At 56.2% G+C, this 25,774-nt stretch carries 18 protein-coding genes and 1 tRNA gene; 12 read left to right on the forward strand and 7 right to left on the reverse strand.

The features are described from left to right. Positions 1-25: 25 nt before the first annotated feature. Positions 26-976, forward strand: a complete 951-nt coding sequence (gene secF, locus KI792_05710) for a protein translocase subunit SecF (GenBank protein MBV6632515.1) — start codon at positions 26-28, stop codon at positions 974-976. An 18-nt stretch (positions 977-994) separates the two neighbouring features. Next, a complete protein-coding gene (locus KI792_05715) occupies positions 995-1,372 on the forward strand; it encodes an Mth938-like domain-containing protein (GenBank protein ID MBV6632516.1) in 378 nt (125 codons plus the stop codon). A gap of 64 nt (positions 1,373-1,436) precedes the next feature. Here KI792_05715 and KI792_05720 read toward each other — a convergent pair whose 3' ends face one another. Further along, entirely contained in the window at positions 1,437-2,039 is a 603-nt protein-coding gene (locus KI792_05720; protein MBV6632517.1) for a superoxide dismutase, read from the reverse strand. A 234-nt stretch (positions 2,040-2,273) separates the two neighbouring features. Here KI792_05720 and KI792_05725 point away from each other — a divergent pair, with 234 nt between their 5' ends. Further along, positions 2,274-3,128, forward strand: a complete 855-nt coding sequence (locus KI792_05725; protein MBV6632518.1) for a squalene/phytoene synthase family protein — start codon at positions 2,274-2,276, stop codon at positions 3,126-3,128. Here KI792_05725 and trmFO read toward each other — a convergent pair whose 3' ends face one another. From trmFO to uvrA, 4 genes are all read right to left on the reverse strand, one after another. Further along, positions 3,129-4,523, reverse strand: a complete 1,395-nt coding sequence (gene trmFO / locus KI792_05730; protein ID MBV6632519.1) for a methylenetetrahydrofolate--tRNA-(uracil(54)-C(5))-methyltransferase (FADH(2)-oxidizing) TrmFO — start codon at positions 4,521-4,523, stop codon at positions 3,129-3,131. 111 nt (positions 4,524-4,634) lie between these two features. Beyond that, positions 4,635-6,287 carry a DUF3179 domain-containing protein gene (locus KI792_05735; protein ID MBV6632520.1) on the reverse strand — a complete coding sequence of 551 codons (1,653 nt, stop codon included), beginning with the start codon at positions 6,285-6,287 and terminating at the stop codon, positions 4,635-4,637. A gap of 11 nt (positions 6,288-6,298) precedes the next feature. After that, a complete protein-coding gene (locus KI792_05740) occupies positions 6,299-7,528 on the reverse strand; it encodes a diguanylate cyclase (GenBank protein ID MBV6632521.1) in 1,230 nt (409 codons plus the stop codon). A 143-nt stretch (positions 7,529-7,671) separates the two neighbouring features. After that, the gene (uvrA, locus tag KI792_05745; protein MBV6632522.1) at positions 7,672-10,536 is read right to left on the reverse strand and encodes an excinuclease ABC subunit UvrA; all 2,865 of its coding nucleotides are present in this window, start codon (positions 10,534-10,536) and stop codon (positions 7,672-7,674) included. A 298-nt stretch (positions 10,537-10,834) separates the two neighbouring features. Here uvrA and ssb point away from each other — a divergent pair, with 298 nt between their 5' ends. The 7 genes from ssb (at position 10,835) to KI792_05780 (ending at position 20,073) form a co-directional block, all read left to right on the forward strand. Then, positions 10,835-11,326 carry a single-stranded DNA-binding protein gene (ssb, locus tag KI792_05750; GenBank protein ID MBV6632523.1) on the forward strand — a complete coding sequence of 164 codons (492 nt, stop codon included), beginning with the start codon at positions 10,835-10,837 and terminating at the stop codon, positions 11,324-11,326. 117 nt (positions 11,327-11,443) lie between these two features. Beyond that, the gene (gene gyrA / locus KI792_05755) at positions 11,444-14,260 is read left to right on the forward strand and encodes a DNA gyrase subunit A (GenBank protein MBV6632524.1); all 2,817 of its coding nucleotides are present in this window, start codon (positions 11,444-11,446) and stop codon (positions 14,258-14,260) included. Further along, positions 14,260-14,799 carry a pantetheine-phosphate adenylyltransferase gene (gene coaD, locus KI792_05760; protein ID MBV6632525.1) on the forward strand — a complete coding sequence of 180 codons (540 nt, stop codon included), beginning with the start codon at positions 14,260-14,262 and terminating at the stop codon, positions 14,797-14,799. The genes gyrA and coaD overlap by 1 nt, the downstream gene beginning before the upstream one ends. A gap of 116 nt (positions 14,800-14,915) precedes the next feature. Continuing rightward, positions 14,916-14,991: transfer RNA gene (locus tag KI792_05765), tRNA-Lys, on the forward strand. Positions 14,992-15,210: 219 nt separating this feature from the next. Further along, positions 15,211-15,801 carry a hypothetical protein gene (locus KI792_05770; protein MBV6632526.1) on the forward strand — a complete coding sequence of 197 codons (591 nt, stop codon included), beginning with the start codon at positions 15,211-15,213 and terminating at the stop codon, positions 15,799-15,801. Positions 15,802-15,826: 25 nt separating this feature from the next. Continuing rightward, on the forward strand, positions 15,827-16,300 hold the full coding sequence (locus KI792_05775) for a hypothetical protein (protein ID MBV6632527.1): 474 nt from the start codon (positions 15,827-15,829) through the stop codon (positions 16,298-16,300). 326 nt (positions 16,301-16,626) lie between these two features. Further along, positions 16,627-20,073: a DUF4347 domain-containing protein gene (locus KI792_05780; GenBank protein ID MBV6632528.1), complete on the forward strand. Its 3,447-nt coding sequence runs from the start codon at positions 16,627-16,629 to the stop codon at positions 20,071-20,073. A 51-nt stretch (positions 20,074-20,124) separates the two neighbouring features. Here the strand turns inward: KI792_05780 and KI792_05785 are convergent, their stop codons facing one another. Continuing rightward, positions 20,125-20,418, reverse strand: coding sequence for a hypothetical protein (locus KI792_05785; GenBank protein MBV6632529.1), 294 nt, complete (start codon positions 20,416-20,418; stop codon positions 20,125-20,127). Positions 20,419-20,573: 155 nt separating this feature from the next. Between KI792_05785 and KI792_05790 the strand changes: the two genes are divergently transcribed. Further along, a complete protein-coding gene (locus KI792_05790; GenBank protein ID MBV6632530.1) occupies positions 20,574-22,700 on the forward strand; it encodes a DUF4139 domain-containing protein in 2,127 nt (708 codons plus the stop codon). A 100-nt stretch (positions 22,701-22,800) separates the two neighbouring features. Further along, positions 22,801-23,583, forward strand: a complete 783-nt coding sequence (locus tag KI792_05795) for a DUF502 domain-containing protein (protein ID MBV6632531.1) — start codon at positions 22,801-22,803, stop codon at positions 23,581-23,583. Here the strand turns inward: KI792_05795 and recG are convergent. Further along, entirely contained in the window at positions 23,580-25,670 is a 2,091-nt protein-coding gene (gene recG / locus KI792_05800; GenBank protein MBV6632532.1) for an ATP-dependent DNA helicase RecG, read from the reverse strand. The genes KI792_05795 and recG overlap by 4 nt on opposite strands. Positions 25,671-25,774 lie beyond the last annotated feature (104 nt).

Genomic DNA, 25,774 nt, shown 5'->3' on the forward strand with positions numbered 1-25,774 from the left:
TTACCCGAAAGAGCTAGGTGACCAAATGAAGGGCTTTGTTAGCTACACACCGAGCAATCTCGGCATCCCGTTTATGAAACGACGTGTGATCGGTTTTGTGCTGTCCGCGCTTCTGATTGTGTTCGGGATTGGCGATTTGTTCGTCCAGGGCCTGAATTTCGGCATCGATTTCCGCGGCGGTATCTTGCTTGAGGTCCAAACCGAAGGCCCAGCCGATATCGGCACCATGCGCCAGGATTTGAACGCACTGAATTTAGGTGAGGTTACCCTCCAAGAGTTTGGTGCCGATGATGTGGCCCTGATCCGGGTTCAGCGCCAGGAGGGCGATGAGACGGCCCAGGCGGCGGCCATTGAGTCGATCAAAGAGGTTTTAGGCAGTGAGTTTGAGCTGCGACGGCAGGAATTCGTCGGCCCCCAGGTCGGTGAGGAACTGATCCAAGCCGGTATCCTGGCCATCGTATTCTCACTCCTCGGCATCCTCGTTTATGTCTGGTTCCGGTTTGAATGGCAGTTTGCCGTCGGCGCTGTCGCCGCACTTCTGCACGACACGATTGCGACGATTGCCCTGTTCTCGCTGACCCAGATGGAATTCAACCTGTCCACGGTTGCGGCGGTTCTGACCATCGCGGGTTACTCGATCAACGATACCGTCGTTGTCTTCGACCGGATGCGTGAGAATTTGCGCAAGTACAAGCGTGAGTCCCTGATCACGATCATCGATCGCTCCCTCAATGAGACGCTGACCCGTACCTTGCTAACCAGTGGTACGACCTTGTTGGCCCTGATTGCACTGTGGTTCTTTGGGGGTGAGGTGATCCGTGGTTTCACGGTAGCCCTAATCTGGGGCATTGTGATCGGTACGTACTCCTCGATCTTTATCGCAGCACCGCTGCTTATCTTCCTGAATTTGCGCCCAGAACAGCTGGACCGTGTTTCCGGCGAAGATAAGTCAGACCAGGCTGCGGTTCGCTCTTAGAGCTTTGGCAACTAGCCCATGGACGTTACGCCACTTATCCCATCAGACCGAAAGGTGATCGTTGGATATGGCGCGACCGGCTTCCGGATTAATGATGCTGTCCATGAGGGCGCGGTGATTGTTACCCCAACGGCCGTTCAGCCTTGGACTGCTGCATCGCCAGATGCCCTAGAGGTGCAGGATTTCAGTTTCTTAGGGGCTGAAACCGGGCTTGAGGTGCTGTTGATCGGCACGGGCTCTAAGATGCGTTTCGTGCCGCCTAAGCTCCGCGCCGCAATCCGAGAATTGGGGCCAGTGCCTGAGATTATGGATAGCGGTGCCGCGTGTCGCACATTCAACGTGTTGCTGGCCGAGGGCCGTCAGGTTGCGGCTGCTCTTTTCCCCGCCGAGGCATAGGGCAAAAGAAAGCCCGGTATCAAACCGGGCTCACTTCATGAAGTCTGATTTTAAAGACAGTGGCTTACGCCGCTTTCTCAAACATCTCGGTGACGTATTCCCAGTTCACCAGATTGTCGAAGAACGCCTCCAGATATTTTGGCCGCGCGTTGCGGTAATCGATGTAATAGGAGTGTTCCCAAACATCACAGCCGAGCAGGGCCGTTTTGCCGTGGGCCAGTGGGTTTTCGCCATTTGGCGTGCCCATAACCGATAGCTTGCCGCCATCCATGACAAGCCAAACCCAGCCGCTGCCGAACTGGCCGACACCGCCATTGATAAAGGCAGTACGGAAGGCATCAACAGACCCGAAGTCTTCGTTGATCTTAGCTTCTAGATTGCCAGGAATGGCGCCGCCGCCATTTGGCTTCATCCAGTTCCAGAAATGGATGTGGTTCCAGTGTTGGCCCACATTGTTGAATAGGCCCTGAAACTCTGGCTTGCCGTAAGAGCCGGCGACGGCCTCTTCAAGGGTCTTGCCTTCCCATGGGGTGCCCTGAACAAGCTCGTTGCCCTTCACGACATAGGCGTTGTGGTGCTTGTCATGGTGAAACTCGAGGGTCTCACGGGACATGTATGGCGCAAGCGCCTCGTAATCATAGGGTAGGTCGGGCAGTTGATAGCTCATGAGAATGTGCCTCGCTTATCGTTTGAAGCAGCCTATCGGCGCAGGTGAGGTGGGCTAGCAGGCATTTGCTGCCCAATATGATTGCCGATGTCTGGTTGTGCGGGGAGGACCCCCGTATTCGTCATGTGTTGACATAAAGCATGGGCGGTCGATTTGAAGAGGTTATCGGGCAAAAATCCCCGGAATTTGAAATTAATGGCCAGATTGCCGGTAACGCCCTAAATCCTCAATCCCATGTCCAACGCTCCTGATCTCAGCTATTGCGGTGCCCAAGCGCGAGAAAACGACCCTGATCGCTTTCTCACGAGCCTCTTTGCGCCGGTAAAGCGCCGTGAGGCGATCTGGGCCTTACTGGCGTTCAACCAGGAGATTGCGAAAACCCGGGAGGTGGTAAGTGAAACCACCATTGGGCACATACGCCTGCAATGGTGGCGTGATGCGATTGTTGAGGCCACCGCGGGAACGCCCCGGCGTCATGCTGTGGTTGAACCACTAGCAGATGCGGTGCAGGCCTATGGCTTGCCAATTGATAAGCTCAGTCAGTTGATTGATGCCCGAGAGACGGATCTGGAGGCGGCACCGCCATCGGACTTGGCTGCACTTGAGCACTATGCCGATGCCACAACGACACCGTTAACGTCTTTGGTCATCAGTGTGTTAGGTGGTGATGCTGAACAAACAGAGATCCAAGACGCGGCCCGGTCTGTAAGCGTTGCCTTCGCCTTGGTGGGGCAGTTGCGGGCGATCCTATTCCAACTCGGTGATCGCCACGTCATGTTGCCCGATGATCTGCTGCAGGCGGCCGACTTAACGGCGGCGCGGGTAGCTGATCGACCAAAGGATGAGCGGATTAGGCCGATCATCAAGCAGGTAGCGGACTGCGCAGAGGGCCATCTGACGAAGGCAAGGCGGTATAGATCCAGCATCCCGAGGAAGTTGGCGCCAGCCTTTATGATTGGCACATTGGCTGGGCTTCAGCTCAAGCAAATGCGGGCAGCAGGTTACGATCCGTTTGATCAACGCATGGCGAGCTCCCATCCGCTCCAGGCGTTAAGCCTTACCTGGCGGGCACCTTTCGGTCTCTGGTGATCACTCGGCGGCGATTAACGGCTCACTTAAGTGCTCGGACGCCCAGCTAGCTAGATCTTGTTTTGCTCGATCTGTCAGTGCCTTCTTCCGATCTTTGCCTTTCAGCTTCTTCGGCCTTTTGCCCGGCTCTGCCACCGGCTTTGGTGGTGGTGGGAACAGGCCAAAATTGATGTTCATCGGCTGGAAGGTTTCTTCCTCAGCACCACCGGTGATGTGGTGGAGCAGGGCGCCAAGGGCTGTCGTCTGTGGCGGCAGGACAAAATCCCGCTCCAGATACTCAGCCGCGGCCATGCGGCCGGCCATCAGGCCAACCGATGCACTCTCCACATACCCTTCACAGCCGGTAATCTGTCCGGCAAAGCGAAGCCGTGGCATTGCTTTCATGCGTAGGCGGCTATCCAGCAGTTTGGGGCTATTGATGAAGGTATTACGGTGAATGCCGCCAAGTCGGGCGAATTCTGCGTTCTCTAGCCCTGGGATCAGGCTGAAAACATCCTTTTGGGCGCCGTATTTCAGTTTCGTCTGGAACCCGACCATGTTGTAGAGCGTGCCAAGCTTATTGTCCTGGCGCAGCTGCACAACCGCGTGGGACTTCTCAGGCTTGTGCGGGTTGGTCAGGCCAACGGGCTTCATCGGGCCGAAGCGAAGGGTTTCTGGTCCGCGAGAGGCCATGACTTCAATCGGCAGGCATGCCTCAAAGTACGGCGTATTGGCTTCCCATTCTTTGAACTCAGTCTTAGGGGCCTCCATCAACGCATTGAGGAATTGGGCATATTCGGCCTCATCCATCGCGCAGTTGATGTAGTCTTTGCCGGTGCCACCAGGGCCTGGCTTGTCATATCGGGATTGGTACCAGGCCTTATCGAAGTCGATTGTGTCGGTGTGAATGATCGGTGCAATGGCATCGAAGAATGCTAGGGCATCCTCACCACTTAGCTCACGAATGGCCGTGGCCAAACCAGAGGCGGTGAGGGGACCAGTCGCGATAATCACACTCTCCCAATCTTCTGGCGGCAGGCCATCAATAACCTCCCGCTCAATTGAGATAAGGGGATGTTCCTCAAGTTCCTTGGTAACGGCGTCTGAGAAAGCATCCCGGTCTACAGCAAGCGCGCCACCAGCCGGTACCTTATGCTCATCGCCGCAGCGCATGATCAGCGAGCCCAGTTGGCGCATTTCCTCATGCAGCAGGCCAACCGCGTTGAACTCCGCATCATCAGAACGGAAGGAGTTTGAACAAACCAGTTCGGCCAAGCCTTCAGTCTGGTGGGCGTCGGTTTTCCTAACCGGGCGCATCTCATGGATGGTGACCGGCACGCCAGCCTGTGCCAGCTGCCAGGCAGCCTCAGAACCTGCAAGGCCGCCGCCGATTATGTGGATTGGTTGTTTGCTCATGGTTCGCCTTCCATTCAAACCGTCCCGCAATGTTGGGGGATGGTTAGCATGGGCGAATTTGCTGGTCTATTCCCGAGACCAGCCATGGGCCAACGCAATTGCCGCAGATGATTAGTTAGGCAGGCTAGCGCTTTGATCTGCTTTGGTTTCTGTCATGGGGTTAAAGCCATCGACGGTAAACCAGAACAGGCCACGACCCGGGATCCTGGCAAGGCGCTCACCATCAGGTCCGATCAGGGCCTCCTCAGTTGCCCTCCAGACACCACCACCGGATCCATAGACCCGATCCACGAACTCACTGGGACCAAATAGTTGGCCCTCTGGTCGCTCATAGACACGGATGGTGCAGTTAATCGGGTTTTCAACAACGATCACAACGCCTTGGCCATTAAATCTGTGATTTATCACAGACCTGTTCTTGAAGTCACCGAGGCGGATTGCGTGATCTTCCTCACCCATCTGCAGCAGCAGCATACGCTCTTTCGCAGGCAGCTCAGGATGGTTGAGATGAACTGGATAGATCAAACCACCTGATCCGATGTACTCATCCTGCGCTTCGAGGCTCTCACGGCTAGCCTTAGGGGCATTGCCTGTGCTCATTGCCGTTGTGGTCTTGTACGCACCGCGCCACGCGCTCCAGCTGGTAACGGTTGCGGGTGCCTGTCTCAACGTTGCAGCCCATTTGGTGATTGCACGTCCTGTACAGGTGTCCCAAAGGCGATGATCATTGCTTGGATCATACAGCAGGCGTGATGAACGGTAGACCAGGCCAGACCACTCCATAGGCCCGATTGCAGGCTGACCGGCAAGGCCCCTGTCGAATGCAACGGGGAAGCCGCAATAGGGCTCGAACGCGACGGTGATAGCGTGACCGCCCAATTCATCATTAATGATTGGATTCAGCAGTAGCTGGGCATGGGAATAGGCCCGATGTTGACCATTCACTGTGACGCCAATGACCAAATCATTCGGCTCATAACCAAACGCCTCATTTGGCGGGACGGCCCTCGGCGTATTCTGGGAGGGGATGGCATCAACACGGCTTCCATCCCAAAAAATCGAAGCCTTAGAGACGGTTGCGGCACGCTCTGCAGGCAAAACAGCACGGTACTTTCCGTCCACACTCGACCACATCGTGGTAACCGCGGCTGCCAAGCTAGGGCTTAGGATCAACTCGGGGTTGGCTTCAAGCCATTGGGCCCATTGAAACCAAGTCCGGCCAAGGTTCTCATTGGTCAACCGGCGCAGAACCCTCGCGATCTCAGCTTCCGGCAGGCGTGAGAACTGCATGGCATGGATAAGTGGTGGCACCAGTGCGATCTCACCACGGAGATCGATTTGCCTTAGGGACTCAGCGGCCAAGACTGGTTCATCAAGTGCAACCGAAACAAGGCGAAGACCAATCGCATCCAATTCATCAAGCGGCGTAACATCCTCGAATGTCACGATATTCGCATAGCCGAACTCTGGCGGAAGTGGTTTGGCCAATGGGGTCGGAGCCACCGCTTTCCGTGGGACGCTTCCATAGCCAGGAGGATGGCGGAAGTCAGGTGACGTGCGAAGTGGCCGATAGAAAACTGGACGATCACCATTCATCTCGGGCTCACCAGCATCTGATCCGGCGGACACCACCGGCTGATTGCTGTTTGAGCGGGGCGGTGCATCGGCGGCATTGGCCATTATAGGGCTGATAGCAAGGCAGGCTGTGAGTGCCAGAAGTGATTTTTTATCAGCCAGTAACCCGTACTTCTTACGGTTAGCCATGAGTTTCTTCCTCAAGCTTTTTCGTCGTCAAAGACCAGATCTTCATCAATGCGAGCGCAGCATTGATTGTTGCCGCGAGACTTAGCGGCGGTCAGCGCTTTATAGGCAGCGTCATACAGACCCTGCCAATTCTCCCCGGGTCTACTTTCGGAAACCCCAAAGGTGGCGGTAACCTGGATGTTCCGGCCGGAGGGAAGCGAGAAACGATGTTCTAATAGGGCTTTCTGACAGCGTCGTGCTGCCTCAAACCCGCCAGAAGCGGCAGAGTTGGGCAGTAGCATAGCGAGCTTACCACCACCGGCCGTGTACACCTTGTCATAGGGGCGCAGGGTCTCAATCAACCCAGCAGCCACTTGCCGCACAATGCTGTCTGTGACCTCTTGGCCAAGTTTTGCGTGCATCGCTTTAATCTTGTCGATGACACAGATAACCAGCGTAAACATTTGATCTTCATGGCGAACATAGCGAGCCATCTCTGAGTGGAGGTCAGCTTCCAATCGTCGGCGGCCACCAATGACCAGCGGATTATCAGCGGTCACGCTGTGCTCACTGACCACGATCTGCAGTTCGATCAGGCGATCAAGCAGCCGTTCGCGAATGGTCGCGAGGTTCTCATAGGTGGCGTCATTCGGGACGCGACCAGCGGTGCGTTCTTGGATGCGCATCCGGGCTGTGCGGTACAGATCTTCATCTGCCGCCATGATCTGTTGGACGCCGATCTTTTCTTTAAGCGAAATAGGCAACTCATCCAGCCAACGGACTAGCTTATCGCGAGCCAGATCATGGTCCGTGCTGAGCTTGGTATCGCTCGGCGCGAAGAAGTAGTTGATGATGACCTCTTCACAGAAGGCGCGGTACTCGTGAACAACCTGGTTGGCTAGGCCACCGGCGCGGGCAGGGCTCGCTTCGGTGATCGCCTCGAACAGGTCTTCCCGCTTGGCCATCAGCTCTCGGTAAGCCTCTTCCGGCATATAGCCTTCGGTAGAGCGGGTTTTGATTGCCTTTTTGCCAGCGCGTTGCAGGTTGCTGATCTGTTTCTTGGTCTCGGCAAGCGCGCCGGCCTCGGCCTCTGGCTCAAGCAGCGCTACAAGATCATCGATCCATTCAGGCTCAGTCGCGAGACTGGCGGCCGCGGTCTCATCATCAAAGAAGACAACGTAATCAACGGTTTCGTTGTAATAGCGAAGTTCGCGCAACAGCTCTGGAAGCTGGGCGGCAATGTTGCTTTGGGCCTCGGCCATGGGTCAGCATTCTCTGAAACCAATAGGTATCATCAAAGATACTGCATCAGCCTTGTTACGGTCGAAGCGAAACCATGCCCTGGCAACGCCAAACCTGCCAACTATGGTGGTAAAGACGCAATCTGGGCGTTCAGCGGCAATTCTTACGCAGTTTTCTTCTGCTCACCGCCAGATTTGCCCTTTGGCTCTAGGTAGGGTCGTAGATACTCGCCCGTGTAGCTGCCAGCGGTTTTCGCGACATCTTCTGGGGTCCCATTAGCCACAATCTGGCCACCGCCATCGCCACCCTCTGGGCCCAAATCAATCACCCAATCGGCGGTTTTGATCACCTCAAGATTGTGCTCAATAACCAGTACCGTATTGCCTTGGTCAACCAAAGTATGAAGAACTTCCAACAGCTTACGCACGTCTTCGAAGTGCAGGCCAGTGGTTGGCTCATCGAGAATATAGAGAGTGCGGCCGGTTGCCCGCCGGGCCAATTCTTTGGCTAGTTTGACGCGCTGTGCCTCGCCACCGGAGAGGGTGATGGCCTGCTGACCGATCTTCACATAGCCCAATCCAACCCGATCCAGCATCTCAAGCTTATCGCGAATCGCCGGAACCGCCTTGAAGAACTCAACGCCTTCCTCGACAGTCATATCGAGGATTTCAGCTATGTTCTTGTCTTTAAACTTAATTTCCAGGGTTTCGCGGTTGTAGCGTTGCCCGTTACAGCTGTCGCAGGTGACATAGACATCGGGCAGGAAGTGCATCTCAATCTTGATGACGCCGTCGCCCTGGCAGGCCTCACAACGCCCGCCCTTCACGTTGAAGGAGAAGCGGCCTGGCCCATAGCCCCTGGCCTTGGCCTCTGGCAAGCCAGCGAACCAGTCCCGAATAGGGGTGAAGGCCCCGGTATAGGTTGCCGGGTTTGAACGCGGGGTTCGGCCAATGGGTGATTGGTCAATGTCGATGACCTTATCCAGCAGCTCCACACCCTGGATTTCGTCATGTTTGCCGGGCTGTGCCTTGGCCCCCATTAAGCGGCGGGCAAGCGACTTATAAAGCGTGTCGATGATGAGGCTGGATTTACCGCCACCGGATACCCCAGTGACGCAGGTGAGGGTGCCTAAGGGGATTGTGGCATCGACACCCTTCAGGTTGTTGGAGGTGGCGTTCTTAACCTTAAGTTCCTTGCCTTTCTTGGCCTTGCGGCGCTTGGGCGGCACCTCGATCACCTTCTTACCCGTTAGGTATTGGCCGGTGAGGCTGTTTGGCGCCTGCATGATCACAGGCGGCTTGCCGGCGGCGACGACTGTGCCGCCATGGACGCCCGCGCCCGGGCCCATATCGACCAGGTAATCGGCGGTTCGGATGGCATCCTCATCATGCTCAACCACAATAACCGTATTGCCGAGGTCGCGAAGGCGGCGGAGCGTGGCTAACAGCCGGTCATTATCGCGCTGATGGAGGCCGATTGACGGCTCATCCAGCACATAGAGAACACCGGTTAGGCCAGAGCCGATTTGGCTGGCAAGCCGGATCCGTTGGCTCTCTCCACCTGATAAGGTGCCGGCCATACGGGACAGCGACAGATAGCCAAGACCAACGGCATTCAGGAAGCCTAGCCGCTCATTGATCTCTTTTAGGATCCGCTCGGCGATGCTGTTCTGTTTATCCGTCAGCTTTCCTGGCAGCGCCTCAAACCACTCACCAGCCTGGGCGATTGAGCGCTCAGTAACCTGGCCGATATGCTCGCCGTCAATTTTAACCGCCAGGGCCTCTGGCTTCAGCCGGTAGCCATTACAGGCCTCACAGGCCGAGGTGTTTTGGTATTTGCCAAGATCATCCCGGGTCCAGCTGCTATCGGTTTCTGCGTAGCGACGGGCTAGATGCGGGATTAGGCCTTCAAAAGGCTTCGCCGTCTTATAGCTGCGTAGCCCGTCGTCATATTCGAAGGTGATCTCTTCCTCGCCACTGCCATACAGGATTGCCTGTTTAGCGGCGTCTTTTAGCTCACTGAACGGTTTGTTCATGCTGACCTTGTAGTGCTTGGCCAGGCTTTGCAGGGTCTGTTGGTAGTATTGGGATGATGATCCGGACCAAGGCGCAATCGCACCCTCACGCAATGACAGGCGGTCATCAGGCACAATCAGCTCCGGATCGAAATAGAGCTTGGTACCCAGGCCATCACAGGTTGGGCAGGCGCCATGTGGGCTGTTGAACGAGAATAGCCGTGGCTCAATCTCATCAATGGTGAAGCCAGATACGGGGCAGGCGAACTTAGCTGAGAAGATAGTGATCTCACCATCATCAGCATCTAAGGCGTAGACTAGGCCATCAGAAAGACCCAGCGCCGTTTCAACACTATCGGCTAGCCGATTGCCCATATCCTCCCGGATCACTAAGCGATCGACCACAACCTCAATGTCGTGCTTGATCTTCTTATTCAGCTCAGGGGTTTCATCGATCTCATAGATCTCGCCATCAATGCGAACGCGCTGATAACCTTTTTGCTGTAGCTCTTTGATTTCTTTCCGGTATTCGCCTTTACGGCCGCGCACCAGAGGCGCCAGGATATAGAGGCGCCGACCATCACCCATGGCGATCATTCGATCCACCATCTGGCTTACGGTCTGGCTTTCAATCGGCTTGCCAGTAGCTGGGGAGTAGGGAACCCCAATCCGCGCCCAAAGCAGGCGCATATAGTCGTAGATCTCGGTAACCGTGCCGACGGTTGAGCGCGGGTTTCGGCTGGTGGTTTTCTGCTCAATCGAAATTGCCGGGGACAGCCCTTCAATGCTGTCCATATCCGGTTTCTGCATCAGCTCTAGAAACTGCCTTGCATAGGCAGATAGGCTTTCCACATAGCGGCGCTGACCCTCGGCATAGATGGTGTCGAAGGCCAGGGATGATTTCCCCGATCCAGACAGGCCAGTGATCACCACCAGGCTGTCGCGAGGCAGGTCGACATCAACGCTTTTCAGGTTGTGTTCGCGCGCACCGCGAACCGAGATTGTTTTGAGCATAGCAGTGGCGATCGCTACGGGGCCGAATCATGAACGAACTAGTGTTCTGATATAGGCCCGAAGGGTGGCTGGTCGATGGCCATTTTGGACATCCCAGGCATAAACCACCGGCGAATGTCTGAGTTACCCCCAGCCAGTCCCCAGAAATGCCCCAAAATCGGCGATATCGAGACGATTTCGCGGGTTTTGATGACCGCTGTCGTTGCATGCCTTTGGCCGCCTGTCTACGATCCCGCCACTAGATTTTTCCGGGCCCATAACGCCCGGCCTGCAATTCAGATGGAAACGAGGTTTCACCATGGCTGGTAGCGTCAATAAAGTTATTCTTGTCGGCAACTTAGGCCGTGATCCTGAGGTTCGATCAATGTCCAGTGGCGGCCGGGTTTGCAACCTGTCTATCGCGACGTCTGAGAACTGGAAGGACAAGAACTCCGGTGAGCGTCGGGAGAAAACGGAATGGCACCGCGTGGTTCTGTTTAATGATGCCCTGGTGGGGGTTGCTGAACGTTTCCTGCGTAAAGGCTCCAAGGTCTATATCGAAGGCCAGCTTGAGACCCGTAAATGGCAGGACCAAAACGGCCAAGAGAAGTACACGACCGAGGTGGTGCTGCGCCCTTATCGCGGTGAGCTGACCATGCTGGACGGCCGCAATGAAGGCGGTGCCGGCGGCGGCTATGGTGGCGGTGGCTATGATGCCGGTGCACCAGCGGGTGGTGGCATGGATCAACCAGCACCAGAGCCTGCTTATGCGGGTGGTGCTGGTGACCTCGATGATGACATCCCATTCTAAGCATCCATTCCACGCTGCAGGCGAGGGCATCTTGGCCCCTATGCTATAATGACGGCATCAAATCCATGGGTGATGTTCACCCGTATTTTTCTTCGTTAGATCAAGGGTTAATCCAGCGTGTCTGATCCTTCAGGTTCCGACTCGGATATCGCGCCAGTCTCAATTGAGACCGAGCTAAGGCGCTCTTATCTCGATTACGCGATGAGCGTTATCGTCAGCCGTGCGCTGCCGGACGTGCGCGACGGTCTGAAACCCGTGCACCGTCGTATCCTCTACGCAATGAAGATGGGCGGCTACGACAGCACCAAGCCATTCCGTAAGTCGGCGCGTATCGTTGGTGATGTTATGGGTCAGTACCACCCCCATGGTGATGGTGCGATCTATGATGCCATGGTGCGGATGGCGCAAGACTTCTCAATGCGCCTGCCACTGGTCGACGGCCAGGGTAACTTTGGCTCCATGGATGGCGATCCACCGGCGGCCATGCGTTACACCGAGGCGCGGCTCGCCCAATCCGGTGAGAGCCTGCTAACCGACATCGATAAGAATACCGTCGATTTCCAACCCAACTATGACGAGCAGACTGAAGAGCCGGTTGTCCTACCTGCGCGCTATCCAAACCTTTTGGTTAATGGTGCCGGGGGTATTGCGGTTGGTATGGCCACCAACATCCCGACCCACAATCTGGGTGAGGTGATTGAGGCCTGCATCGCCTATATCGAAGATCCGACGATTAGCGTTGAGGATCTGATGGAACTGGTACCGGGTCCGGACTTCCCAACCGGCGGCCAGATCCTCGGTAAATCCGGCATCTATCGCGCTTACAGCACGGGTAACGGCTCACTAACCGTACGTAGCCGGACGGAGATCGAGGAGTTCGGCAAGGATCGCCAGGCGATCATCGTTACCGAGATCCCTTATCAGGTGAACAAATCCCGTCTGCTCGAGCGGATTGCCGAGGTCGTTAATGACAAGGTGGTCGAGGGTATCTCTGACCTCCGGGATGAGAGTGACCGTGACGGTGTCCGCATCGTTATCGAGTTGAAGCGGGATTCTGTGGCTGAGGTCGTGCTCGCCCAGCTGTTTAAGTACACACCGCTGCAGACCAGCTTTGGCTGTAATGTCCTGGCGCTACATGGTGGCCGCCCGCAAACGATGACCCTGCGGGACATCATCGGCGCGTTCGTTGACTTCCGTGAGCAGGTGATCACCCGCCGGACGATTTTTGAGCTCGGCAAGGCACGGGAACGGGCGCACAGCTTAATCGGTTTGGCCGTTGCCATCGCTAATCTGGATGAGANGATCCAGCTGATCCGTGAGGCGTCAGACCCACAGATTGCGCGGGAGCGGATGCTTGCCAAGGACTGGCCAACCGCGGATGTGGCGCCATTGATCAAGCTTGTAGAGGCGGATGGCGGCGAGAGCGTTGATGCCAAGTTCGACACCTACAAACTGTCGGAAGCCCAAGCAAAAGCTATCCTGGACCTTCGCCTGCACCGTCTGACCGGGCTTGAGCGGGATAAGATCGCCGAGGATCTGGGTGAGGTTACCGATAAGATTAAGGACTTCCTCGACATCCTTGCCAATCGCGAACGCGTTATGGGGATCATGGTCGAGGAGCTATCCGAGATCCGTGAGAAGTTTGGCACCCCACGCCGAACTGAGTTGGTTGATGCCGAGTTTGAGGCGGATATTGAGGATCTCATCCAGCGTGAGGAGATGGTCGTGACCGTCTCCCATGGTGGCTATATCAAACGTGTGCCGCTCTCCACCTACCGGGCGCAGCGCCGGGGCGGTAAGGGCCGCTCAGGCATGTCGACGAAGGATGAGGATTTCGTTTCCCAGCTCTTTGTCACCTCTACCCACACGCCGATGCTGTTCTTCTCATCCCGTGGGATGGTCTACAAGCTCAAGGTCTATCGCCTGCCTCAGGGCACGCCGCAGTCGCGGGGTAAAGCGCTAGTAAACCTCCTACCGCTGCATGGTGGCGAGACGATTACCGCCATGATGCCATTGCCAGAGGATGAGGAAACCTGGGGCGATTGGCACGTGATGTTTGCCACGTCTCGCGGTGGCATCCGACGCAACCTGCTCTCTGACTTCGCCAACATCCGGGCCAATGGCCTGATCGCGATGAAGCTGGATGAGGGGGAAAGCCTGGTCTCGGTTCAGACCTGTACCCCCGATCAGAATGTGCTCTTGGCCAGTAACCATGGCTACTGCATCCGGTTTGCCGTCGAAGATGTTCGCGTGTTCAGTGGCCGAACCTCGACCGGTGTCCGTGGCATCCGACTGGGTGATGGGGATGAGGTTATCTCCATGTCCATCCTTGACCACGTTGAAGCCTCTGCTGATGAGCGGGCCGCGTATCTTAAGCGGGCCAATGCCTTGCGCCGTGCGGCGGATGACGAGGAAGGTGATGCCGAGGTTGAGGCCGCCGGCGACATCGATGACGCCAAGTTCGAGGAGATGGCAGCGGCTGAGGAATTCTTGCTGACGGTCAGTGAGACTGGCCTTGGTAAGCGCAGCTCAGCTTATGAGTATCGTGTGACCGGCCGTGGCGGTAAGGGCATTTGGAATATGTCCATGACCGAACGGGTCAAGGCCATTGCCGCCTGCTTCCCGGTCGTTGACGAGCAGCAGATCATGCTGGTTACCGATGGCGGTCAGCTTATCCGCATGCCGATCAGCGGTATCCGTATTGCCGGTCGTAGTACCAAGGGCGTCATGCTCTTCCGGGTCTCGGATGATGAGAAAGTCGTCTCCGTCGCCGTTATCGATGATGAGGATGACGAGGAAGAGGGCGAACTCGAGGAAGGGGCAGAGGCGGCAGAGGCGGCAGATGGCGAAACTGCTGATGCTTCCCCGGATGCAGAGGCCGGCGATGCTGAAGCAGGCGAGGGTGATGCGCCAGCGGCTGAGGATGAGAGCTAATGTCTCGCCGCATTGGCCTTTACCCCGGCACCTTTGACCCAATCACCTTGGGTCATCTGGACATCATTACCCGCGGGGCGAGGGTCGTTGACCATCTGGTTGTGGCCGTCGCCCGCAACGCTGGTAAGGGGCCACTATTCTCAACCGACGAGCGTCGAGAATTGGTAGAGCAAGAGGTGGCACCGCTGCGGGAGCAGGGGCTGTCGGTCGAGGTCCGTACCTTCAATAATCTGCTGATGCACTTCGCTGAAGAGCTGGAAGCCAGCGTGGTGATCCGTGGCCTTCGTGCCATATCGGATTTTGAATACGAATTTCAAATGACAGGTATGAACGCCAGGCTTAAGCCAGAGATCGACACAATCTTCCTTATGGCGGCGGAGCGATACCAATTCATCTCTTCCAGATTTGTTAAGGAAATCGGGCGTTTAGGTGGTGATATCTCCGGTTTTGTATCGCCCAATGTGCGCGAGCGACTGACCCATAAGTTCAATGTTGAGACCGGTGATCTCGAGAAATCGACCGGCATCGCGGACGATTAAAACCATAATTTATGGGGGTGCGACGCCCTGTTACGCAGTTCAACGGTTGACGCTGTCGATACTCGCCCCTATTTTCCGCGTCCTGCGACCGAGCAATCGGATCGCAAAGGTGGTGGGAGCGTGTAGCTCAGCTGGTAGAGCAGCTGACTTTTAATCAGCAGGTCCAGGGTTCGAACCCCTGCGCGCTCACCATTCCTTTTCATAACATCCATTTCAATCCGGATAGGGCGTCATCGGCCTGGGTATTTCGCCCGTGCTGAATTGCCCGGCAGCTGTTAGCATACTTACCTAATCTGGGTAGGTGGGCAGCGCTTGGTTCTCTCTAAGCGAAAATCAAAGTCATTAAAGGCTAAACGGGCAGCGATCGCTTGGTTGGTTATCTTCCCGCTCGTGTTCGGTTCCTCTTTCGGTTTGGCATATTGGGTTTCAAACCAGCTACTGCCAGAAGAGCGGCAAGCCGAGCGGGAAACACCCGCACTGTCCTTGGCCCGTGAGGCCAGTAATATGATGATCGCCATTCGGCGGCATAATCAGCTTTGCCACCCCAGCAATCTCGCCCAGCTATCAGCCGATGAGATTGACCGGCAGCTAGAAGACGCAAACGCTCTGTTCGGTGAAGCCCGAGGTCACTTTGCGCAAATGGAGTTGGCAGCAGGCCGGATTAGTGGCCGGAATGATGGTTTGGACCTGGCCTTAAACCAGCTCTTAGGCTCAGTTGAGCAGCGGTTAGCCACCTATGGCACCGTGGCCGTTACCCAGGCAAATCTGATTGAAGGGCAGCTAAACCCTCCAGAACCAGCGATTAGGCTGGCACCGTCGGTCTATCTTGCCGCGGTCTATGAAGGGTTCCAGCAGCGTCGCGAGGCACTAAAAGATATGCAGGGCGCCTATAGTGACCTGCTGACCTGGCTCGAAGATCCATGCCATCACGCGCAGGATTGCCATATGGCTGTGGCCGGTCCACCGGGACAAAATCAGCCATCGCACAGCCCCTCTAAGTGACGATTTTCAAGTCTAGTCCACCCCAATGACCAATCCACCGCTTTACCTGGAAGACTATGCCAATGCGCTCGGGCATGTGGTGATCAGCCATAATGCAATGGAGGCAGCGCTGGCTGAGCTTGCAGACTTGTTGTGGCAGGGGGCCGAGGGTGATGCGGTCGATACGGAGCGCTTGATGGGCCGGCGCAGCTTGGATGAGCGGCTCACCATGATGGCCGGACGCCTTAATGATCCAGGACTTAGGGGGAATTACAAAGCTTCGTGGATAGACGATGTCGATCGTCTGCTCGTGTCCTGCCGACCGCTGGTCGCCCAGCGACATGAGGTTGTTCATGGCATCATCAAAACCCATGAGGCAGGTGGGGAAACCGGCTGGATCGATGGGCTTGATGATTGGGAGAGCGTTGAGGAATTGTTGGAGCTCTCAGATGCATTGGATAGGCAAGCCGAGGCTCTGATTTCCCTCATCGCAGACGCTGGGCCAAACCGACTCGGATAGCCGCCTTAAGCTTGTTTAGTGGGCTTGCCCAAGAATGCTTGTGGCCAAATGTGCACGATCGATCGCTATGACGCGCCTGACATCCGCTGCCTGATCTGGTTGGTCAATTCTATCCATTCGAAAAAGCTGTTTTATATTAGTCCACTATCTCTCGTCCCTCTCTCGTGATCTCGAGTACGAGGCCAATGATGAGCTCCATAAAATGTGGACTAACGAGGTCGCGGTGGGACTGCCGCCAGAGTTTTGGCATCCTTTGAGATACCTGCGGGCCCGGGCAAGAAGTGTCCCGGGAAGCAACTCAATCGCGCGAACTCAAGGTTTTTGACATGGCAAACGGCTATCAAGCGAAACGGCACCTAGTCCTAGTGGACGACCGGGTAAAAGACTTCGAGCAGCTCGCCCAGAATTTTACGGTTGATGAGAGCACCCGGACCGAAATTTTCCATGTCGATTTTCGGGACCCAGCACAGCCCTGGCTGAAGAGCGTTTTCGCCACGGCCAAAGCCGAAGACCTCATCAGTGTTTTTGCCCATGGCGAGGAACTTGGTTTCCGACTTGGCGAAGATTTGGTCACGGCGGAGTGGCTGGCAGAGCAAGATCTCCCAGAGAGCCAAGCCACGCTGCACCTTTACGCGTGTAAAATAGGTCGTCGCGCAGGGTTGCTTGATGGTTTGGCCGATCTTGGTCTGACGATTGCCGCGTCTGAGCATCCGCTAGGCAGTGTTGAGCAACGCCCTGACGTCTTTGATGTGTTCCGCACACATGATGATCCGTCGCTTTTGCCAGTAGCGCCAGCGATTTCAGCCAAAGCATTGGCATCATACCCGCACACGCTCAGCACAATTGTCGGTGACACGAACTTTGATAACACGGATCCGCTTAACCCAGTTTTGCTGCCTGATGACGTTCTGGTTGGTGGCCCGCTTGATGACCTTATCCAAGGTCTGACTGGTAACGATGATCTAACTGGCAACGGCGGTAACGATACCCTTGATGGGGGTATCGGTGTGGATCGTATGGACGGCGGTCCTGGCAATGACTCTTTCTTCGTTGATGCACAGGGCGATATCGTAATTGGCGGTGATGGTTCCGATACCATCAATACTTTTGTTCAGCTGAACAGCCTTGTTGATGACGTCGAGAACCTCGTTCTGGGTGCCAGTAATATTATTTCTGGTACCGGTAATAGTCTCGACAACATCATTGTCGGCAACTCATCTGATAATGTTATCGATGGTCAGGCTGGCGCCGACACGATCTACGGTGGTGGCGGTAATGACCTTATCTTGGTCGATAATCTGCTCGACGTTGCTTTTGGTGATGGTGGTTCTGCGGATACAGTTCAGTCAGCGGTCAGTTATACCATTGATCTGTCGGTAGAGACGCTTGTTCTTGATGACAATATCAATGCCATTAGTGGTACCGGACACGATCTCGCTAACATTATTATCGGTAATACTTTTGGTAATGTTATCAGCGGTCTAGGTGGTGTTGATCAGCTGTATGGTGGTGCTGGCGGTGACATAATTACCGGCGGTGCAGATGGTGACATCATCTATGGTGATGATGACAATGATAGCATCGATGGCGGTACCGAAGCGGACAGTATGTTCGGCGGCAATGGTAATGATACCCTGGTCGTGGACAACGTTGGCGATATCGTTAGTGGCGGTGCCGGTGACGGTGACCGTGTGCAGTCTTCAATCGACTTTAGCCTCAATTTTGATCCTACCGGTAGTGTGGGAGAGGATGTTGAAGAGCTGGAGCTGATAGGTATAGCCGTTACCGGTACCGGTAATGAAGCTGACAATTTGATCATCGGTGGTGTGGCAAATAACCAGCTGTTTGGCCTTGATGGCGCTGACACTTTGAATGGTGGGGCTGGGATCGACACCCTGTTCGGTGGCAACGATGATGATGTCTACATCATCGATGGGGCCTTAGGCCTTGATGTGGTCACCGAAGCGGAGGCAGGTGGCCTTTCCGATACTGAGATTTTCTCGAACATTGCGAGCGTAACCATCTCTGCCAATGTTGAGAACGGTATCATGGGCACTGGTGTTGGCATTCTATTCGGGAACCAGGGCAACAACATTATCCTTACCAACGGTATCGCTAACATCGTCTATGGCGGTGAAGGGGCCGACACTATTGGTATCGACCCGATCGATGGTGGCGTCTCGAATGCCGGCAACGATTCCCTTTATGGCGGCGATGGTGATGACTCCATTCTTGGTCTTGAGGGGGCTGATATTGTCCTTGGCGAGGATGGTGCCGATACGCTCGACCTCGGTACTGACAATGACGTCGGGTATGGCAATGATGGTAATGACGTTGTCCTAGGCGGATTTGATGATGACCTGATCTTCGGCGGACAGGGTGACGATACCCTCTACGGTAATACGGAAGCCGACACCCTCTACGGTGGTGCTGGTAACGATGTTGGCTTTGGTGGTGACGGTGCCGATATCTTGGTTGGGGCCGATGGTGATGACTCGCTAGACGGCAATGACTCCAACGACTTGATCATGGCTGATGATGGTAATGATATTGCCAATGGCGGTGATGGCGATGACACCATCTATGGTGGTGTCGGTAGCGATAACATCACTGGCGGCGATGATAATGATCTGATCTTTAGCGAAGACGCGTCTGATTTTGTTGGTGGCGGCAACGGTAGCGATACGATCACGACAGGCGCGGGTGACGACACAGTCGACGCGGGTGATAATGACGACATCATCTACGGCAACACAGGCGCAGACTCATTCTCTGGTGGCAACGGCAATGACGTCCTTTATGGCGGCCAGAATGCCGATACGCTTGATGGTGGCACTCAGGACGACCTGCTTATCGCAGGTGACGGTGATGATGTGGCCATTGGTGGCATTGGTGCCGACACGATCTTCGGGTCCGTCGGTGCGGATGCCATGGATGGTGGTGATGGTGATGACATCCTCTACGGCAACACCGGTAATGACAGCGGTGATCTTGGCTCGGGCGAGGATATTGTCTTTGGTGGTCGTGAGAATGACCTGTTTGCTGGTGGTTTCGGTAACGACATCCTTTACGGCAACAAAGACAATGACACCCTGTCTGGTGGTGGCGACAACGACACCCTCTTAGGTGGCGCCGGTGCTGACAGCCTTGAAGGCGATGTCGGAAACGACATCCTCTACGGCAATAAGGGCGATGACATCGTCAATGGTGGCGATCAATTTGACCGGCTGTTTGGTGGCCAGGATAACGATATTCTAGATGGCGGCGCCTTGGACGATGCGCTTTACGGTAACTTCCAGGAAGATCGCCTCTATGGCGGCGCTGGGGAAGACAGCCTGTTCGGCGGCCAGGATAATGACCTCCTCTTCGGTGGTGATGGCGATGACCGAATAAACGGTAACCTCGGCAACGATGTTCTCTTCGGTGATGCTGGGGCCGACCTCTTCATCTTTGGCAGCAACCGGGGCTTTGATGTCATCTTTGACTTCAATGCCGATGAAGGTGATCGGTTGTCATTCGGTGCGCAGTCGCCAAGTTCGATTATCGCCACAGCGGTACAGATTGAACTCGACTTCTCGGCGATCACAGGGACGCCACTTACCGGCGACAACGTGGTGCCGGTTGAGACTTTGTTCGATAACAACTTCCTGGCGGATCTTCAGGCGCTTGGCCTTCAGGAAACAAATACCGCGACCTTTGTGTCGGCGCCGGGCACGGTTGTTGTCCTGATCGGTGTCGCACAGTCAGAGCTGTTAACAACCAGCTTTGCCTAGGCCAGATACTGGGTTGATAAAAACCGCCGGCTTTAAGGGTCGGCGGTTTTTTTATCCGTCTGATTTGGTTTCTGGCTGAGCGGATGCGTTTTCAGCGGCGTCGGATGTGTTCTGCTTAGTCTTGTCCGTGTCGAGTTGGCGAAGCTGGCCAATCAAGTCACTAACTAGATCCTGGATCAGTCCGACAAACACCATGCACATCAGGAGCATGGCGCCAGCAAAGGCTGGCAGCAGGTGCAAAAGGGACCGTTCTTCGCCGCGCGCCATCACCGCGGCAAAGATGATGCCGCCGATTGTCAGCACGGCACCTGTAATCCAAATCGAACGCAAAATAATCTTAGGCATAAGGCGAACATTGCAGCCTTAAGAACACGGCCAGAGTGTGCCATAGGTTACGCGCTGGTACACCACCAAGAATATAAGACATCAAAACGTCTGACGCTCTGTGTGCCAAACTACCAATGCCAGAACAGCCAAATGTTCTCCGCGGGAGATGACCAATGCCGACCAATAAGCCAACCACGTACCGCACTCTGCTCTTAGCCTCTGCCTTGGCCATGCCGATGCTGGTCATTGCAGGTGATGGCCTTGCCGCAACCGATCCAGAGCTTAAACGGGTTGTCTTGTCCTCGGGCGGGGTTGGGTATTTTGAGTACCGCATGGAGGTGGATGGTGAGGCCCAGGTACCGATCGACATCCGCTTAGACCAAGTGGACGACGTGCTGAAGAGCCTGGTGGTCTTTGACGGTGCCGGCACCATTGGCTTGGTTCGGATGCCGGGTAAGGCCCCGCTAGAGGTTGCCTTCCGTGACCTGCCATTCAGTCGGCAGGCGCTCACCAGCACGGCAAGCCTACTGAATGCACTTGCAGGCGCTGAGGTGACCGTCGGCGGTGATCGTGACCTTACCGGCCGGATCGTGAATGTGGTTGCTGAGAACGGCCTGGGCAGCGACGGCACCCAGTTCAACCAGCACCGGGTTACGCTATCGACGGATCAGGGCCTGCAAACGGCCGTATTAGAGCGCAGCACCCGTGTCACCTTCACTGATCCAGAACTGCAGGAACAGATCAATCAGGCCCTGGTCGCCATTGCCACCAACCGTCGCCAGGACCGCCGACAGCTAGATCTTCGTCTGGCGGGTGAGGGTAAACGCCCTGTGGAGTTCGGCTATGTCGTCTCCGCCCCCTTATGGAAGACTGCTTACCGCCTCACCGTGACAGAGACGGATCAGGAGGGTGAGGGTGCCATGGCCGGCTGGGCCGTGCTTGAGAACCTATCCGGCCAGGATTGGGATGATGTTGAGTTGGTGGTGACCTCAGGCAATCCCGTCACGTTCCGTCAGGCCCTCTATGAGAGTTATTTCGTTGATCGCCCGTCGATCCCCGTCGAGGTCTTGGGCCGCGTACTGCCACCAACCGATAAAGGTGGGGTTGGGTTTGCCCAGCAGATGGCCAGCCAACAACCTGAGGAAGACCTGCTTCGGCAGCGTGCGGGCCGAAGCGCGCCGCAATCACTCGCCGCCTTTGCCCCGCGGGCAGAGATGGAGATGGCGGACAGCATGGGCATGATGGCGATGAATGAGAGTGTTGCCGCTGCCGCCCCGCCGCCACAGGCCAAGATCGCAGCAGCGCAAAGCCAGGAAGCTGCCACGCAGGTTGTTTTCCGCTATCCGGAGCCGGTGACGGTTTCCAGTGGTCAGTCGGTCATGCTGCCAATTGTGGCGCGGGATGTGCCAGCGGAGCAGGTGGCCCTTTATAACCAGTCAACGCACCGTACCCATCCATTGGCCAGCGTGCGCCTAACCAATGATGGCGAGACCGGCCTGCCGCCAGGTGTCGTGACCCTCTATACCCGTGGTGATGATCAAAGCCCAATTAGCTTCGCCGGTGATGCGCAGCTGGCACCGCTACCAGCTGGCGATAGTAGACTGCTCAGCTTCGCCGTCGATCAGAAGATCAAAGTGGTCCCAACCAATGAATATAGTGAGACGAGAGCTGGTGGGACGATTGTTGATGGTATCTTCCGTCTGACGGTTAAACAATCGAGCACCACGACCTACAGCATTGAAAATACGGCGAAAACGGCAAGGGGTATACTGGTCGAGCACCCGAAACAGGGGGGCTGGGATCTGATTGTCGATGCGGATACGGCCGAGGCGACTGAGGAGACAGATCGCTTCTACCGTCTGCCTGTTCGGGTTGATGGGGGTGAGACAATTCCCTTTGCTGTCACCCTAGAACGCCCAATCGTCCAACGTTATGAGATGAGCAATCTCGATGGATCTCAGATTGCTGCCTTTGCCGCCGCGCGCACTCTCTCGAAAGAGGTTCGGGCCGCAATGGCAGAACTCGCCCAATATCAGCAGCGGGTAGAGGATCGTCGGCGAGTGCTGGAAAGCGTTGATGGCAAGATCGATCGCCGTTCCCGTGATCAGGAACGTGTGCGGCGACTATTGGGCTCCGTGCCCCGAGATTCAGACCTGTATCGCCGCTATCTTGCCGATCTTGGCCGTCAGGAAGACATGATGGAGGCGCATCAAGAAGAGCGCTTGCAGGCTGACCGCCAGCTTGAACGGGCCCGCGCTGCCCTGATCGAATTTGTCCGTGAGCTGAATATTGAGGGCTAATGGAGCAGGGGCAAGCGCAAGAACCCTTGCCGGTAAGGCCTTTGAGAGCGATATAAGCAGTGCAGCATAGTTTCCGCGACCCAATGAAGTACCGCGACAGATGAGCAAGCCCGATCTAGACGCCAGCGGTGGCGGCCCAGCCCCCGGCAGTGATGAGGGGAAAGGGGGCACGTCCTTCCTGGGCCGGCTGCGTAACTACCTGATTACCGGTATCCTGGTTACCGCACCGATTGCCATTACGATTTCACTCGTCTGGCTATTGGTTGATTTGGTGGATACCAGCGTTGAGGCGCTGTTGCCGGTCGACAAGTATCCGGTGCTTTATCTGCCGTTTCAGATTCCCGGCTCTGGCTTAATCCTATCGCTTGTCACGCTGATCGTTATTGGTTGGTTTGCCGCCGGTGTTTTTGGCCGTTTCTTTGTTCGGATCGGTGAGAACATCGTCGCCCGGATGCCGATCATCCGCAGCGTCTATGGCGCACTAAAGCAGATTTTCGAAACTGTTTTGGCCCAACAATCCAATGCCTTCCGCCAGGTTGTTCTGCTTGAATATCCGCGTCGGGGCATCTTTGCGATTGGGTTCGTGACGGGTGTAACTCAAGGTGAAGTGCAGAACCTAACCGACGATACGGTCATCAATATCTTCCTGCCCACCACACCAAACCCGACCTCCGGCTTCCTGCTCTTCGTGCCTAAGCGCGATCTGGTCGTGCTCGATATGACTGTTGAGGAGGGGATCAAGATGGTGATCTCAGGCGGCATCGTGACGCCACCAGATCAGAATGCCGGGCAGCATCAGGAAATCGCTGAAAATCTGCGCGCCAGTAACCCGCCGCCAGCGCGCCCAGAGATTGCCGCCAAGGGGCAGAATATCGACGCCTAACCTGACCGCATGAAGCGGATCGCCGCATCTCGCTCAAACAGGTAGAGCAGGGTGCGCAGGGCTTCTGCGCGCTCACCGGTCAGTTCTGGGTCTTGGGAGACTATCAGGCGGGCATCTTGATGGGCCGTCTGCAGCAGCTCTTTATGATGCTCCAGATCGGCAATGCGGAACCCTGGCATGCCGGCCTGTCTTGTACCCAGCATTTCACCAGCCCCGCGGATCAGCAGATCCGCCTCGGCAATCTCAAAACCATCATCCGTATCGCGCAGGATTTTAAGCCGCTCCTGGGCGGTTTTGCCCGCTGAACGCTTATAAAGCAGCAGACAGCTAGACGGTTTATCCCCGCGGCCAACGCGACCGCGCAATTGGTGTAGCTGGGCCAAGCCAAAGCGGTTGGCATCTTCGATCACCATGATTGTCGCTTCCGGCACATTGATGCCAACCTCAATCACCGTGGTGGCTACTAAGACGCTGATCTCGCCGGCGGCGAAGGCGGCAACAACCCGGTCTTTCTCTTCGGTATCCATGCGGCCATGGACCAGACCAACCTGGCCCGGCATGGCGTCGCGAAGGGTTTCGGCGCGGGCCTCCGCAGCAACCATGTCCGACTTCTCAGAATCCTCAACCAGCGGACAGACCCAATAGGCCCGTTCACCCTGCGCTGTGGCCTGTTTCAGCCGTCCAACCACATCCATCAGCCGATCATCGGTAACGGCCCGAGTGGTAATTGGCTGTCGACCTGGCGGCTTCTCATCCAGGATCGAGACGTCCATATCGCCATATTGGGTCATGGAGAGGGTGCGCGGGATCGGCGTTGCCGTCATGACCAGCATATCCACCTGCTGTCCCTTGGCGCCCAAAGCCAGTCGCTGACCAACACCAAAACGGTGCTGTTCATCAACAATAACAAGGCCTAAGCGGTTGAACTCAACCTTATCCTGAAACAGGGCATGGGTGCCGACGGCCAATTGAATAGTGCCGTCAGCCAGGGCACCGTCTCGTGCTCTGCGGGCCCGCTGATCTATCTTGCCGGTTAACAGCGCAAGGGTAATCCCAGCGGCCTCGGCCCAGGGGGCCATGGTCTCAAGATGCTGCCGGGCTAGCAGTTCGGTTGGTGCCATCATGGCGGCCTGATAACCCGCCTCAATCGCGCGGAGGGCAGTAAGGAACCCGACAATGGTTTTGCCGCTGCCCACATCCCCCTGGATCAGGCGCAGCATGCGAACATCCTCACCAAGATCCTTATCGATCTCGGCCATGGCGCGGCTCTGGGCGCCAGTCAGGGCAAAGGGAAGGGTGCCGAGGACCTTTTCACGCAGCGGGCCTGCTGGCGGCAATGAGCGGCCCCTGGCACGCTTCTGTTGATGCCTGACGAGGGCGAGGGCCAGTTGGTCGGCCAGTAGTTCATCATAGGCGAGGCGCTGCCGTGCTGGTGCTTGGTCACTGGTGACCGGGCCCTCGCTATCCTCACCATGCAGTTGCAGAAGGGCTGTCTTGGTCTCTGGCCAGCTCTCCCGTGCCTGAATGCCAGCAGGAAGCCAGTCCGGAAAATTGGGCACACGAGAGAGAGCATCAGCCATGGCCTTGCCCATGACTTTGTTGCTTAGCCCGGCGGTTAGGCCGTAGACGGGCTCAAGAGTGGCAATCTTATCAAGCTCTTCTGGTGCGGCGATGATATCAGGGTGCACCATCTGGGCCTTGCCGTGGCGCCACTCAACCTTTCCGGATACCAATCGCTTGCCGCCACCCTCGGGCAGCTCCCGCTCTAGATAGTCACCTCGGGCGTTGAAGAAGATCAGGGTAATCAATCCTGCCTCATCGCTTGCCTCAACACGGTAGGGAATGCCCCTTCGTGGGTTGCGATGATGGCGTCCTATACTCAGAATTAGGGTCGCAATCTCACCATCGGGCGCCTCTGGGATCGTTACGACGCGTCGGCGGTCGATAACGCCAGTAGGCAGGTGAAACAGCAGGTCGATGATCCGCTCTCCACCCGCTGCCTTACCGACAAGCTTGGCCAGGCGTGGGCCAATACCACGCAGGCGCTCAACTTGCTCAAATAAGGGGTAGAGGATGCGGGGCCGCATGGGTTTGGGGGCTTACCATCGGGTCTATTTTGATCCCTTGTGCTTAGACCTCTGAGGCACCTGGTACAAGCAGCAGCTACAAGCGGTTGCCGACTGGCGTCATG

It is taken from the genome of Alphaproteobacteria bacterium SS10 (assembly GCA_019192455.1).
In the GTDB taxonomy this organism is placed as follows: Bacteria; Pseudomonadota; Alphaproteobacteria; order TMED2; family TMED2; genus TMED2.

What these genes read in the sequence shown, in the direction of transcription:
- secF (MBV6632515.1), top strand. Translation starts at nt 26, where the DNA reads ATGAAGGGCTTTGTTAGCTACACACCGAGCAATCTCGGCATCCCGTTT.
- KI792_05715 (MBV6632516.1), top strand. Translation starts at nt 995, where the DNA reads ATGGACGTTACGCCACTTATCCCATCAGACCGAAAGGTGATCGTTGGA.
- KI792_05720 (MBV6632517.1), bottom strand. Translation starts at nt 2,039, where the DNA reads ATGAGCTATCAACTGCCCGACCTACCCTATGATTACGAGGCGCTTGCG.
- KI792_05725 (MBV6632518.1), top strand. Translation starts at nt 2,274, where the DNA reads ATGTCCAACGCTCCTGATCTCAGCTATTGCGGTGCCCAAGCGCGAGAA.
- trmFO (MBV6632519.1), bottom strand. Translation starts at nt 4,523, where the DNA reads ATGAGCAAACAACCAATCCACATAATCGGCGGCGGCCTTGCAGGTTCT.
- KI792_05735 (MBV6632520.1), bottom strand. Translation starts at nt 6,287, where the DNA reads ATGGCTAACCGTAAGAAGTACGGGTTACTGGCTGATAAAAAATCACTT.
- KI792_05740 (MBV6632521.1), bottom strand. Translation starts at nt 7,528, where the DNA reads ATGGCCGAGGCCCAAAGCAACATTGCCGCCCAGCTTCCAGAGCTGTTG.
- uvrA (MBV6632522.1), bottom strand. Translation starts at nt 10,536, where the DNA reads ATGCTCAAAACAATCTCGGTTCGCGGTGCGCGCGAACACAACCTGAAA.
- ssb (MBV6632523.1), top strand. Translation starts at nt 10,835, where the DNA reads ATGGCTGGTAGCGTCAATAAAGTTATTCTTGTCGGCAACTTAGGCCGT.
- coaD (MBV6632525.1), top strand. Translation starts at nt 14,260, where the DNA reads ATGTCTCGCCGCATTGGCCTTTACCCCGGCACCTTTGACCCAATCACC.
- KI792_05775 (MBV6632527.1), top strand. Translation starts at nt 15,827, where the DNA reads ATGACCAATCCACCGCTTTACCTGGAAGACTATGCCAATGCGCTCGGG.
- KI792_05780 (MBV6632528.1), top strand. Translation starts at nt 16,627, where the DNA reads ATGGCAAACGGCTATCAAGCGAAACGGCACCTAGTCCTAGTGGACGAC.
- KI792_05785 (MBV6632529.1), bottom strand. Translation starts at nt 20,418, where the DNA reads ATGCCTAAGATTATTTTGCGTTCGATTTGGATTACAGGTGCCGTGCTG.
- KI792_05790 (MBV6632530.1), top strand. Translation starts at nt 20,574, where the DNA reads ATGCCGACCAATAAGCCAACCACGTACCGCACTCTGCTCTTAGCCTCT.
- KI792_05795 (MBV6632531.1), top strand. Translation starts at nt 22,801, where the DNA reads ATGAGCAAGCCCGATCTAGACGCCAGCGGTGGCGGCCCAGCCCCCGGC.
- recG (MBV6632532.1), bottom strand. Translation starts at nt 25,670, where the DNA reads ATGCGGCCCCGCATCCTCTACCCCTTATTTGAGCAAGTTGAGCGCCTG.